Genomic DNA, 13,432 nt, shown 5'->3' on the forward strand with positions numbered 1-13,432 from the left:
AATGACGGCCCCTGTCTCTCCCTCCCTCCTCGCGCCCGTGGCTAACGGGCTCGTCGAGGATTACTTACATCAGCTAGGCAAGGGACAGCCCGGCACCTTTGACGCCATGCTCGATGGTCAGGGGCAGTTGCGCCCCGGTTGGCAGAGCTTACTCGGCTCCCTAGAAGGTATGGGCCCTACGGGTCGCTTGCAGCAGCATGAAGAAATACAGCGCCTGCTGGCTGAAAACGGCGTGATTTTTAATATGCACGATGACACCCAGGGGCGTTCGTGGCGGCTTGATCCTCTGCCCTGGGTAATTGATCAAGCACAGTGGCAGACATTAGAAGTGGGGCTAATCCAGCGCAGTCGTCTGTTGAGCGCCCTTTATGCTGATATTTATGGGCCCAAAACGCTCTTTGAGGCGGGTCTCTTACCCAGCCAAGCGTTGCTTGCATCCCCGCACTTACTGTTGCCTTGCCACCAGTCACTACCCAATGACCGCGCTGCGATCAACTTCCACGGTGTAGATGTCATTGTGGATACAAAAGGCCAGTGGCGGGTGATGGCAGATCGCCTACAGGCGCCATCAGGTACAGGTTTTGCGCTTGAAAACCGCATACTGATGGCCCGTGCCCTGCCGGATATGTACCGCAATGCGCCGTTGAAGCGGCTGGCGGGGTTTCTTGACCTGCACCACCGCACGCTGATCGCCATGGCCTATCAGCATCGCGACAACCCCACGCTTATCTTATTAACGCCGGGACCGGGAAGCCCACGCTACTTTGAGCACGCTTACCTTGCCAACTATCTCAATATCGCGCTGGTAGAAGGCCAGGACTTAGTCGTACGCGATACCCAGGTATGGCTGCGTACGCTAGGCGGTTTGCAGCCAGTGGATGTAGTGCTGCGCCACTGCGACGATGCTTACTGTGACCCGCTGGAACTGCGTGGTGATTCGCAGCTTGGCGTACCCGGGCTGCTGCAGGCCATGCGCGCAGGCGGCGTGGCGCTATCCAACGCCTTGGGGGTGGGCATTTTGGAAGCTCCTGTATTAGCCGATTACTTACCGATGCTGTGCGAACATCTGCTGGGCGAAACCCTGCTGTTGCCCAACGCCGATGCCTCGACGGAATCCGCCACTGCACCAATTTTTGATAGCTACCTACAGCGCCTAGAGCCCACCACCCTCAACCTGCGCTGCTTTGTGACCCGCACGCCAGCCAGCGCCATCCAAAACAACGCCAAAGGCAAAAGCAGCGAAGCAAGTGAGTACCAAGTGATGCCCGGCGGTTTAGCCTGGGTGGGTGAACCTGGCTCGCCGTCATTAAGCAGCACTATCGTTAAGGATGTGTGGGTCACCGCCGCTGCACCCCAGCCCCATGTTAGCCAGTTACGCCAGGCCCGCGGCCCGGTGGTGGCGACCCGTGACGGCACTGACCTACCCAGCCGGGTAGCCGAAAGCCTATTTTGGCTAGGTCGCTACGGTGAGCGCTTAGACACCCGCGCGCGCCTGCTGCGTGAAGCGCTGATGAGGCTGATGGAGTACGACCAGGATGAAATCGCCGACCAGCTACTCGATGAACTGCTGCTAGCGCTGGATATCACCACGCTAAACGAAGAGGACGAACAGCGGCTTCAGGCGCCGCTGATTGGCTTCGAACTCAAACGCGCCGCACTGCTGGCCCAATTTGATGATGTGGATCCCCAAGCACTGCAGCCGCTGTTTGCCCAGCTAATGCGCAATGCGCGCAGCGTGCGCGACCATTTAGGCGACGACTCCTGGCGGGTAGTCCACCAGTTGCGCCAGCGCATAGCCACCTTTAACCCCAGTTTAGGGGCTAGCGCTGCAAGGCGCGCCTGCGAAGGACTGTCGGCACAGCTAGCCGCCTTCTTTGGGCTATGCAACGAAACCATGCCGCATCACTACGGCTGGCGGTTTATGGATATCGGCCGCTTTTTGGATCGTGTGCTGGGCTTGCTTTCACTGCTCAAGCTCACCCTCAATGCGCCCCATACGCCGGGCTTAGCGCTATGGGAAGTGGTGCTTGCCACCACCGACAACTTTACCGCCTACCGGCGGCGCTACCGCAGCGAGCTTCATCCAGCGGCGATTCTCGATCTACTGTTGTTCGACGAAACCAATCCCCGCTCGGTGGGCTATATGCTCAAACGCATTGAGCGCCAGATGGATCGCCTTCCGGGCAGCACATCGCCCTACCGTAACGCTGAGCGGCGGCTGCTGATTCAAGCCAATGCGGCGCTGCACCTAGCCGATATTGATCGCTTGAGCCACTTGGCCGAGACGCCTGAAGCGCAGGATGCCTTAGCACAACTGCTGGATGCCTTGATTGAGCCCTTAAGCGCGCTATGTGAAGCCATTAGCCAGAGCCATTTCAGCCACGTGGAGCGGCCGCGCCAGTTAGTCAGTATGGAGCTCGATGCATGAACTACACATTGCGCCATACCACACGCTACCACTACAGCGCCCCAGTGACCCTGTGCCATAGCGAAGCGCGGGTGCTACCGCGTAAAACCCCGCACCAGCAGTGTGGCGCATCGGAGCTTCAGATCAGCCCCGCGCCCCAGGTGCAAATGGAGCGCCGCGACGTATTTGGCAATCGAGTACTCTATTTCGCGATGGAGGATGTCCATCAAACGCTGGATGTCACGGTAGTAACGCCACTGAGCACACAACCCTTAGCGGCGCTACCAACCACTTCAACTACGTGGGAACAGGTTGCTCAGCAGCTTAGCCAGAACAACAGCTTTGATATTCAGCTTTACCGCCTCGACTCACCGTTTATCCGCCGTAACGATGAGCTAGCCAGCTTTGCCCGCAGCTGCTTTACCCCAGGCAGACCGATCGTTGAAGCGGCACTGGCGCTTAATCAACTGATTCACCAAACCTTTGAGTACGACCCCAGCTTTACCACACTGGCGACACCGCTAAGCGAAGTGCTCGCCAGCCGCCGCGGCGTGTGCCAAGACTTCGCCCATCTGGCGATTGGCGCCTTGCGCTCAGTGGGTCTCGCCGCCCGTTATGTCAGCGGCTACCTAGAAACCCAGCCACCACCAGGGCAACCACGCCTTATCGGCGCAGATGCTTCCCATGCGTGGCTGGCAACCTGGATTCCTGATTGGGGCTGGCTTGCTCTCGACCCCACCAACGGCACCGTGGCTGGCGAGCAGCATCCGGTGTTGGCCTGGGGGCGTGATTATGCCGATGTCGCCCCGCTAAAAGGCGTTATGAATGGCGGTGGCGAACATCGTTTGGAAGTTGAAGTCGATGTAATGCCACAGGCTATGATGCCGCCGATGGCCTCGACTGGACGCTAGGCCGACTCGTAGGCAGCCTTTAAGCGGTAAAACTCTTCTACTATGGCGGCCATTTCATCGGCGTCGTAATCACACAGGCCACTCACCACAAGCTTCTTGGAACCGACACCCACCGCTTCCCCGGCGGATTCAATCGAGAATTCCAGCAGCGCATCGGCGCGTTTCCCATGAACCTCTAACGAAGAGTGATTCAGCATTAGTCCCGGCGAAAAGCCATCTAAACGCTTAAGCGAAAATCCCATGCTATCGTAGATCACCAGGGGGCGTTTGGGGTTAAACATGACCCCATGCTGCTCCATTAGCGGTTTGAGATAGTGTGGAAAATTCTTGCCTGAAAACGCCACATAGCAACGCGCAAAGGCTTCCACTACCGCGGGATCATGGGTAATGTCACCACTACGCACCACCTGCAAGTAACATTTGCCGCTCTCATCGCAAACGTGAAGAGCACCGTCGTCTGCTTCGCTAAACTTTAGCGGTGTGTCAGCGCCCACCATGTTGGTGAAACGAAATTCCATTTGCCGCGACAACCCAAACTTTGTGAGTATCAGCACAAACAGTAGATCACCGGGCACACAAAAGCGCCGTGCATCCGGGTTATGAATAGGGTTGTAGTCACCCGCCACGCCTTTGGCGAAGCGGCTGGCCTGCTCTGCAGAGATCACTACATAGTCTCCGCGCTGCGCGTAAAAATCCTTGAACATGGCGTTTGTTGCCTGCCTAGCGTTGAAATCGAAAACCCGTCACTGCCCAACGCCGCGCATAATGCCATAAAACACGCCCCAACAGGAGTTATCTGCTAGGGAAGCCACTATGTCAGACGCGAACACTGCTAAAAATCGCCTACCCCGCCTACTGCTGAGGGTATTGATTGGCCTACTGTTTCTCATCCTTATCTGGGTGGTGGGCAGCTATTGGCTGCTTAACAGCCAGTGGCTTCCGGCACGCATTTCGCAATTCGAAGGTGTCGATATCCGCTGGGAAAAAGGCGCCAGCCGACATCCGGGCCGCTGGGAAGTCGAGGGGCTTTATCTAGCCCGTGAAGATGAAACGCTGCCCATTTCGATTGAAGCCGAACGCGCCACCCTTTCGCTGTCGCTACTGGCCCTGCTGCGCGGCGAGCTGCATATCAATGCACTGGATGCTGAGGGTATACGCCGCCTGACCGTTGGCGACATCGCCCTCGAAGCGGAGGGCCAGCTACAAGTAGCGGAGACCACCCTGAGTCGCGATACCTTAGCTATCCCTAACATTTCCCTCGACATCACTCATGGTCGCTTAGTTCGCCTCAGTGACCAAGCCACCTTAGTGCGCGCTATCAATCTTAACGCAGATGCCACACTCAAAACGATAAACCCTGTCAACGCCGAGAGCGGCGAGCTGAACGCCAACCTACTGGCAGCGCTCTCGGCACAGCTTCAGTTGGATGCCCAGGCTGATGCCTGGGATGTCTTTATGCCCTACCTAGACGCCCTGCCCTGGCTAACCCTGGAGGGCCGCGGGGCACTGACGGGGGAACTGGCGATAACCGCTGGCAAGTTACAACCTGGTAGCGAACTTATGCTGGACGCGCCTGAGTTGCGCTTAGCGGTGGATGAGCAGCGTTTACGTGCACCGAGTGACTCGCCGCGCTGGATAGTGGCGGATAACCCGTCACCACACCATACGGCTACCGGCGAAGGCCAAGTTCGCCTGGCGGTCGAGAACGATCAACTGCATTTTTCGACGCAGCTGATTGATGTCGTATTAGCGGAAGAAGAGCTAGCCGACTCACACCTCGATTCGCACCTCGAATCACACACCTATGCACAGCACGCTGAGCTACGCCTGGCCAGCCAAACTGCCAATCAGCGCCTGGATCAACTCGATCTTCCCTCAGCAGCGACACTTTCACTCCAGGGCGATATTACCCGTTTGGATATGCTTAACCGCTACCTGGAAACGAGCTTTGACGGACAGGGCGTGCGCCTTTCCGGCCATGGTCAAATCGAGGCCAACGCGAGCATTCGCGAGTCGCGACCTTTTGTTGCCCAACTAAGGGTTCAAGCGCCAGAGCTAGCGGCTGACACGCTTGGTTTTACTGCCCAGGGCAGTGGCTCACTGGACGCCCAGCTAACCCCCCAAGAAATGATTGAGGCAACGCTAAGTTTTAGCCAGGCCACGCTGCATCACCAAGCCCGCCTGCTGCTTGACGATGCCGATATCAGTGTCGACGTCACAAGTCCCATTGATGCACAACGTGCGCGTGAAGACGCATCCGTGGCACTCAGTTGGCAAGCCGCGCGCCTGCCTGATATCAGCGTGCTACAAACTTACTTGAACACCCTGCTGCCAGACCCTGCGCCGTTGCAATTGCTTAGCGGCCAAGCGGTCAGTCACGGCCAGCTCACCATCGCATCAGAACAGCTCCGCGGCGAGATTAGCTTGGCCGGAGAAGCGCTGAATACTCGCTGGCAGCACGGCGACGAAAGCGGCACTTTAACCAGCGATATGCAGCTTTTACTGCCCATTAAACAGGCGGCAATAGATGGCTCAACACTGAATATCAGTGGCACCCGGCTGAGCTGGCAAGTGGGTGATGTCGACCAACCGAGTGAGCGCCTAGAGAGCGTATTAGTGTTAACCGATGGCCGCTTTCAACGCCGCGACAGCGTTCCCAGCGGGCAGTTTGCGCTTGAAGGCAGCGTGCAACGACTCAGTTTTTTAAATGCTTTTTTACCGGATGCCCACGGCTTAACTATCGCTGGAGAAGGCCAGCTTTTCTTCCAAGGCGCCTTTCGTGATAACCGCTTGTTGGCACCCACTCGGCTGCGCGTCAACGCTGACCAACTTGAGGTCTCGTTTTTAGACTATCTCGCCACCGGGCGTGGTGAACTTACCGCCCAACTGGATAGCCCCGAGCAGGCCCAACTCTCGCTTGGCATCCCCCGCTTTGCGCTAAGACGCCAAGACGATGACAGCCCTCATTTGGAAGGTCGCCATTTTGCCCTTACCACCCAAACCGAGCGCTTTAGCGATGTGCTCGAATCCCCCCTGCCCGAGCATTTCACTACCCGCATTGCGCTGCCGATTACCGAAGTGCCCGACTTCACCCGCTACAACCGCTACCTGCCAGAAGGTGCGGGGATTACCTTGCTGGATGGGCAAGCCAGCCTGGAAAGCGAGTGGTTGCTGGAGGGTTTAAACGCCCAGGGCGAAATCACCCTGCGCGCCTTTGGCGCAGAGCTAGCGTTGCTGGATCAGCGGCTTCGAGGCGACTTACAACTCTATCTACAGCTAACCGACGGTAATCTGGAAACACGTCGATTTACCGCCAACGACTCATTTTTACGCCTGGAAAACGTCAATCGCCAGAGTGAAAATGGCGCTTCAGACGCTGGCTGGTGGGTAACGCTCTCCATGCTGGATGCGCAGCTGGCCTGGGAAGACCCTATTCGACTCGCCAGCCAGCTGCGCCTTGAGATGCGCGATACCGGCTTACTCGCCCGGCTGTTTCTCGCCCGGGCAAGAGATAGCGACTGGCTCGGGCGACTGTTGAATGTTCACCATATCGAGGGCACGGCACAACTAGCGATCAGCGGCGAGCAAATTCGTCTGAGTGACTTAACACTCACCGGCGGCCCGCTGTTGCTCCTTTCGGATGTCACATTAGCCGATCGCAGTGCCAACGGGGCACTCTATGCCCGCCTTGGCGTGCTTGGATTGGGGGTGGTACTTAACGACAGCGAGCCAACCTTGCGTGTCATCCAACCGCGCCGCTGGTTTGATCGCTGGCGGGTAGCCAATCAGGTACCCAGGCCCTAACGGCGTTTACGCTCGCGGCGAATCATTTTGACCCGTTCTTTGGCTTTTTGCGGCGTGGAGAGTGGGGCTGCCGTCTCATCATGGGTTTTCGGCGGCACCGTGACCCAGGCAAACACCGGCAACGCCAAGTGCCAATGGATCGCCGCCAAACGCAGCCCAAGAGTGACGCTTAGTGAGGCGGCAATCGCTATAGTAAGTGGCGCCTCCAGCGCATGCAGCACCACGTAAACGACGCCTCCGGCCATTGCAGCCGTGGCGTACACCTCTTCGCGCAGCACCATGGGTACTCGCTGGGCCAACACATCACGGATCATGCCGCCAGCCACCCCGGTCATCATGCCCATTAACACGGCCACCGTGCCCGAGCTCCCCAGCAGCAGGGCTTTATGCGTACCAATCACCGTAAACAGCGCCAACCCAAACGCATCGGCGATGGGCAAAAAGCCCCGCGAAAGGCGATGGATATAGTGAAACCCCATCAACGACACGCCGACGGTAGCTAAGATCACCCATAGGTAAGTCGGGTCCGTCACCCAAAACACCGGCCTGACGCCCAGCACTAAATCCCGCAGTGTGCCCCCACCAATGCCGGTGACCGCCGCCAACACCAGCATGCCTATCGGATCCATACGTGACCGGCACGCCAAAATCACCCCCGATAGCGCGAACACGATGACCCCCGCCATATCCAGCCAGTAAACAACGCCCGACACGCCCTTCTCCTTTATGCTCGCATCTATGCAGGCAGGCAGGATAGCACTCTCTTAGTCATTATTGGCACAACCTGATGGCCACGCCTCACTTAGTGGTCTTGACGCTTCAGCCACCCTTTCAAGAATGCGATTTCGCTTTCCTGGGCGGCAATAATCTCTTCTGCTAACTGGCGAATCTGCTCGTCTTCACCGTACTCAAGGACTACTTCAGCCATGGCAATCGCACCCTCGTGATGAGGAATCATGCCTTGTGCGAAATCCACATCTGGGTTTCCAGTAAACGCCATTGCCATATCTTCATGCATACGATCACTGGCGGCTTGGTAGGCAGCTACGGCAGGGTTATCAACGTGCGACTCAGCAGCGGCTGAGTGCTCGCCATGGCTGCCATGGTGGTCATTTTCCTGGGCAATGACAGGCGTCGCTACCAGCACTCCGGCTACCACACACAAACCTACCACCATGTTCAATGCGAGAAGTGGTCGGAAAGTAGGCATTTGGCTTTTAATACCGTAAAAGGGCATGGCACGTTCCTATCGGCAATATTGGTCATTAAAGTTTAAAACCTACAGGCAGCCCACAGGTCAAGACTGCTTAAGTGGGTTACCCTAAGAGGATCATCGACATATTGCATTGGAGAGCACATGGACTGGAATCCGGCTTATAGCTGGCTAGTACTCGCCTTGTTGCTGAGTTTGGCAGAGCTGACTTCTGGCGCGATGGTGCTGCTTGCACTGGGTATTGCCGCTGCGCTCACAGCAGCGGTGACGGCATTGGGATTAACGCTTCCCTGGCAACTGCTCAGCATGGCCATTTTTACCGGCATATTGTTGCCGTTATCCATCATGGTGATCCGTCCGCACTTTTCCCCGCGTGGAGTGGCTTATGGCACAACGGGCACGGGCGTGGAGAAAGGCAATCACTACATTACTCTACGCCGCGATTTTGATGATGCCACAGGCATTAAAGTGAACGGCGATTTCTACCGTTTACGTGTACTTGAAAGCGGTGAAACCGCGTTACCCAACGGTACCCCGGTCGTCTTTAAACGTTTTGAGGGCACTACTGCGCTGGTCACGCTACATCAGCCCGCAGATGTCGACTCTCAAGATGACAATTCCCAACGCAAGGAGCCCTAACAATGGATTTACCGATTAGTCCCGGTTTATTAATAAGCCTTATTATTGTTGTGATCGCGGTAGTGATCATCTCTAAAGGCCTGATCATTATTCGCCAATCCGAAGTGATGGTGGTTGAGCGGCTTGGTTCGTTTCACCGTGTGTTAGAAAGCGGTATTAACATCATCATCCCCTTCATTGAACAACCCCGTGCAATCACCATGCTGCGTTATCGCAAAATGGGTGAGGATTACACCGCTATCACCACAGACGAAACCCGTATCGACCGCCGCGAAACGGTGATGGACTTTCCCGGCCAGCCGGTGGTCACCACCGACAACGTCACCGTGCGCATCAACGGCGCGCTCTACTACCAAATCATCGACCCCAAGCGGGCAGTGTATGAAGTGGAGAATATGAGCCAAGCGGTGGAAGTTCTCGCAAAAACCACCTTGCGCTCGGTGGTCGGCAAAATGGAGCTGGATAAATTGTTTGAGTCTCGAGCAGAAGTGAATAACGAGATCCAGGCCGCGATGGAAGAGCCTGCTTCCAAATGGGGGGTCAAAATCTCTCGGGTCGAGGTGCAAGATATCGCCATGCCGGAAGAGGTGGAAACCGCTATGCGCCTGCAAATGGCCGCCGAGCGTAAGCGCCGGGCCACCGTCACCGAAGCAGAGGGTGAAAAATCAGCGGCGATTGCCATGGCCCAGGGGCAGCGTGAGTCTTCAATTCTTAATGCCCAAGGTGATAAAGAGTCAGCGATTCTGCGCGCTCAAGGCGAGCAAGAGTCGATTAAGCTGGTGCTTAGCGCCATTGGCGATAGTGAAGAGAATAAGCGCACCGTTGTGGGCTACCTGCTTGGTCAGAGCTATATCAAGGTGTTACCCAATATGGCAAAAAATGGGGAGCGCGTGTTCGTACCTTACGAGTCCTCTGCTCTGCTCGGCTCGATGGGCATGTTCCGTGAAATGGCGGGCTCACCTGAGGATACCGTGGCTAACCACCTTAAAAACCGCAGCGACAGCGACTTTCGCAGCGGGATCGTAGGCGGTGCTGCCAGCGGCCACTAAGCGCGTTATCAATGCGTACACTGAAAAAGTAATAAGCCGAGCCACCTGAGTGGCTCGGTTTTATTTTGCCCTGATGGCAGCTAAACGGGCGGCTCAACGTTGAAGTGGATGTCATCGCCTGCGCGACGTTTTTAGGTAAACTGTTAGCTTATAAACCTTCCACAGTATCCACGCGAGGTAATTAGCCAAGTGACTGCATTGATGAGTAGATTGACCGCTACCCATAGATGAGGACTCCCACCATGCTGCCCTGTGGGTTAGCCTTACGCCACGGCATTCTGCTAACGGTGGCCTTTGCCATGCTGTTGGCGTTTCCTGTTGGCCTTAAAGCCGATACCTCTTCTCAACCACTGCAAAGCTGGGAGTATCGCTGGGGCGACTCTCCTCTTGATGCTGATAACCACCCCCTATGGTTGCACAGCAACTCAACAGAGTGGCAGGCGATAGATACCCCTTCTAACCCACCCGGCCGAGACGGGCACGAACACCTCTGGCTACGCACTACAGTGCCCGCCGGTGATTGGAGCGATCCCGTCCTCTTTATCACCAGTATCAATTTGATTGGGCAAGTTTACCTAGGCGATGAACTCATCTATCAATACGGTGAGTTTGACGATCAAGGTAAAGGTGATTTTGCGGGATGGCCCTGGCACATGATCGACCTACCCGAAAATGCCGCCGGTCAGACGCTCACCTTCCGCTTCTACTCCTACTACACCAGCATTGGTCTATGGGGCCAAGTTCAGGTAATGGAGCGCATTGAGGTTCTTAAACAAGTTATCCATGACTCCGCTCAGGATCTTGGCGTCAGTGCACTGGTACTGGTACTTGCCATCTTGGCCACTATTTTCGCGATAATAGGCCCTGAACGCCGCGGCTTCGGATCGATCGCGTTATTTGCCTACGCCTCAGGTCTAATGCTGCTGGCAGAGACGCCTGCCCGTCAATTCATTGCCGATGGCCCACTGGCCTGGGACACACTACGCGCAGGCAGCTACTATGCCTTGCCGGTGGCATTAGGATTGCTACTCAGCTACTGGTTGGAAGGCACCGCTAAGCGCTGGATAACTCACTTGTGGGTTATCCACTTAGCGTACCTGATTCTTACGATTGGTCTGGTTCGACTGGGAGTAGTGAGCCTTTCACTCACCTTCCCTGTATTTGATGTCATGCTAGCCTTTACGCTTCCCGTGATGCTGGCGCTAGCGCTCATGCGTTTTAAACGGCTCAGCCTTGAACAACGGCTTCTGGTCGTTAGTTTTACTTTCTTTGCACCACTACTTTTGGCCGATATGGCGGTCGCCCATGGTTTTGTGGGCTGGCGTAGTGTGCCTTTGAGCTACGGCACGCTGGCTTTTTCGTTGGCTAACGCCGCAATTTTTCTGTGGCACTACCGGCATACACAGCAACAGCTTGCGATGGCCAATGAGACTCTTGAGCAACAAGTGGCAGCGCGCACCGCCGACCTTGACCGGTTAGTGCAAGAATTGGAAAGCCTCTCACGCAAGGATCCGTTAACCGGTCTGCATAACCGACGCCATTTCGATATGGCATTTGACCACCAGTGTCAGCGAGCTAAGCAGCATGCCAGTCAACTTTCCGTGCTAATGCTAGATGTGGATCATTTTAAACAGATTAACGACGACTTTGGCCACGATGCAGGAGACACTGTACTGGTTGAAATTGCCCTGCTGTTGCGACATCACCTACGGGATATGGACGTGATCTGTCGCTTTGGGGGTGAAGAGTTTGTTGCCCTGTTGCCCGCCACCTCCCAAATCGCTGCCGAATCTCGCGCCAAGGCGTTGTTAACCTCTATTGCCCATCAAGCATTCATCCATCAAGGCACCCGGCTGCGGCAAATCACGCTCTCCTGCGGTGTGGCAACCTATCCTGATCACACCCAAGACCCTAAGCGATTGCTACGACTTGCCGATGAAGCGCTTTATCAAGCCAAGCACAGCGGCCGTAACCGCTGTGTTGTATGGGAAGAGACGCTTGAGGAACAGGGATTTATGCTCGGTAAACAGCAGCCTCAGTAATCGCTCATGCTGTCGGCTGGTTATGCAGCCCCCCTGCCAGAAAGTGATCGATAAACACGGCGTAGTCCTGCTCAGTGCAGTCGGCGTAGGCAACCGCCAGTGTCGACACCACTTCAACAAACAGGTTTTCACGCCCTTTCAATCGTTGGCAAACGGACTTGGCAAAGCGTGTTGAGTCACCTTGGTTAAGCGCTTTAGCACCGCGCAGGTGTTCTCGGGCGAGAATTTCTCCCCACTGTTGAGCAAGCTTTCGGTATGACTTCGCGCCAGAGAGCTTATGGGTCGGAAAGTCTTTCTTGAACGGCGAGCGCTCACGCACCGAAAACACCTTGCCGTTCATGGTTAGCCAGCCGAGATAAGCGTCTGGGTGTTCGGCAATCGCATGAAACGCCGCCGCATGGCGAATAGCTTCGTTAGGAAATAATTTACGCCACGCCTGCTGCTGGTTGTTATCCATTAAGCGAAACGCTTCCGGGGGAACCTGCTCTTTGACATCCAGGATGATGTCATCGTGCTCGTGATCAACTCCCCCCTCAATCAAAACGTAATAGCGCTCTACCCCCAACGAGCCGGTGCCTGCATCCAAGCGTCGCGCCGTATCCTTCACTCTAAAGTGGTGGGGATCACTCTCTTTTATGGCGTGCTGCAGCGTTTGTTGATACTCATGCTCAATTAATCGGCGTAGTTGGCTCGCCACATCCGCCGGCAGGTTAGCCAGCTTGCCAGGCCGTTCGGCAAACTGGCGGCCTTTCTGTTCGTCAAGCACCGTCCACTTTTCGAGCATGCGAGCACGGCTCTGTTTATCCGCCACTTTACTCATAAAGGGCTTTAGTGGACCTTTGGCGCTATCAAGCGTGACCGCTTCCACAGGTTTGCCGTCGACGTGGTCAGCTAGCGTTTGGCAATAGCCCTCTATTAACTTTTTAAGCGCTTTATCAATTGCTTTGGGATCTAACTCAGCGTTTTCACGGCTATCAAGCACGACGCTGATGGCCAGCCGCCACAGATCATATTGATAGTCGCCAATTAGCGCATCATCAAAGTCATCCATACCGTAGCGCACTTGATCATCATGATGGCCATAAGCACCGAAGTTGTAGACATGGGTATCCCCCTGCAGCCAAGTTTGGGTTTCCGGCCAGCCACCAAACAGGGCAAAGCGCCAGTCGTGCCACACATCATTCCAAAACAGATGGTTGCTACCACGGTAAAAGCGGTAGGGCGACGCCGCCATTTTTGCGTACTTGGCTTGACGGGTCGCCGTTGGCAAGGTGTTATTCGCCTGGTGGGTTGCCTCAATCACCTGCTGAGGGCGGTTATGTCCAGTCAATGCATGACTCATCGAATTACCTTGTTTGATGCAGAAA

The 13,432-nt window shown here is 55.8% G+C and carries 10 protein-coding genes; 6 read left to right on the forward strand and 4 right to left on the reverse strand.

Annotated elements, in window-relative coordinates:
• Position 1 precedes the first annotated feature (1 nt).
• Together J7J49_RS08110 and J7J49_RS08115 are read left to right on the forward strand one after the other, a co-directional pair.
• The gene (locus tag J7J49_RS08110; RefSeq protein ID WP_064234848.1) at positions 2 to 2,428 is read left to right on the forward strand and encodes a circularly permuted type 2 ATP-grasp protein; all 2,427 of its coding nucleotides are present in this window, start codon (positions 2 to 4) and stop codon (positions 2,426 to 2,428) included.
• Positions 2,425 to 3,318 carry a transglutaminase family protein gene (locus J7J49_RS08115; protein ID WP_064234849.1) on the forward strand — a complete coding sequence of 298 codons (894 nt, stop codon included), beginning with the start codon at positions 2,425 to 2,427 and terminating at the stop codon, positions 3,316 to 3,318. The genes J7J49_RS08110 and J7J49_RS08115 overlap by 4 nt, the downstream gene beginning before the upstream one ends.
• On the opposite strand, the gene J7J49_RS08120 is transcribed toward J7J49_RS08115, so the two are convergent.
• Entirely contained in the window at positions 3,315 to 4,022 is a 708-nt protein-coding gene (locus J7J49_RS08120; protein WP_064234850.1) for a DUF3581 family protein, read from the reverse strand. The genes J7J49_RS08115 and J7J49_RS08120 overlap by 4 nt on opposite strands.
• Positions 4,023 to 4,131: 109 nt before the next feature.
• On the opposite strand from J7J49_RS08120, the gene J7J49_RS08125 reads away from it, so the two are divergent.
• Positions 4,132 to 7,122, forward strand: coding sequence for a translocation/assembly module TamB domain-containing protein (locus J7J49_RS08125; RefSeq protein ID WP_215091663.1), 2,991 nt, complete (start codon positions 4,132 to 4,134; stop codon positions 7,120 to 7,122).
• On the opposite strand, the gene J7J49_RS08130 is transcribed toward J7J49_RS08125, so the two are convergent.
• Positions 7,119 to 7,835: a trimeric intracellular cation channel family protein gene (locus tag J7J49_RS08130; RefSeq protein ID WP_064234852.1), complete on the reverse strand. Its 717-nt coding sequence runs from the start codon at positions 7,833 to 7,835 to the stop codon at positions 7,119 to 7,121. The genes J7J49_RS08125 and J7J49_RS08130 overlap by 4 nt on opposite strands.
• Positions 7,836 to 7,924: 89 nt before the next feature.
• Entirely contained in the window at positions 7,925 to 8,359 is a 435-nt protein-coding gene (copM, locus tag J7J49_RS08135) for a CopM family metallochaperone (RefSeq protein ID WP_215091665.1), read from the reverse strand.
• A 120-nt stretch (positions 8,360 to 8,479) separates the two neighbouring features.
• Between copM and J7J49_RS08140 the strand changes: the two genes are divergently transcribed.
• The 3 genes from J7J49_RS08140 (at position 8,480) to J7J49_RS08150 (ending at position 12,065) form a co-directional block, all read left to right on the forward strand.
• The gene (locus J7J49_RS08140; RefSeq protein WP_215091667.1) at positions 8,480 to 8,974 is read left to right on the forward strand and encodes a nodulation efficiency, NfeD-like protein; all 495 of its coding nucleotides are present in this window, start codon (positions 8,480 to 8,482) and stop codon (positions 8,972 to 8,974) included.
• Positions 8,975 to 8,976: 2 nt separating this feature from the next.
• Positions 8,977 to 10,023, forward strand: a complete 1,047-nt coding sequence (locus J7J49_RS08145; RefSeq protein ID WP_064234854.1) for an SPFH domain-containing protein — start codon at positions 8,977 to 8,979, stop codon at positions 10,021 to 10,023.
• Between the two features lie 242 nt (positions 10,024 to 10,265).
• Positions 10,266 to 12,065, forward strand: coding sequence for a GGDEF domain-containing protein (locus J7J49_RS08150; protein WP_215091669.1), 1,800 nt, complete (start codon positions 10,266 to 10,268; stop codon positions 12,063 to 12,065).
• Positions 12,066 to 12,069: 4 nt separating this feature from the next.
• On the opposite strand, the gene J7J49_RS08155 is transcribed toward J7J49_RS08150, so the two are convergent.
• Positions 12,070 to 13,407: a DUF2252 domain-containing protein gene (locus J7J49_RS08155; protein ID WP_215091671.1), complete on the reverse strand. Its 1,338-nt coding sequence runs from the start codon at positions 13,405 to 13,407 to the stop codon at positions 12,070 to 12,072.
• Positions 13,408 to 13,432: the final 25 nt, after the last annotated feature.

The sequence above is a fragment of the Halomonas sp. ISL-56 genome, assembly GCF_018612805.1.
Taxonomy (GTDB): Bacteria; Pseudomonadota; Gammaproteobacteria; order Pseudomonadales; family Halomonadaceae; genus Vreelandella.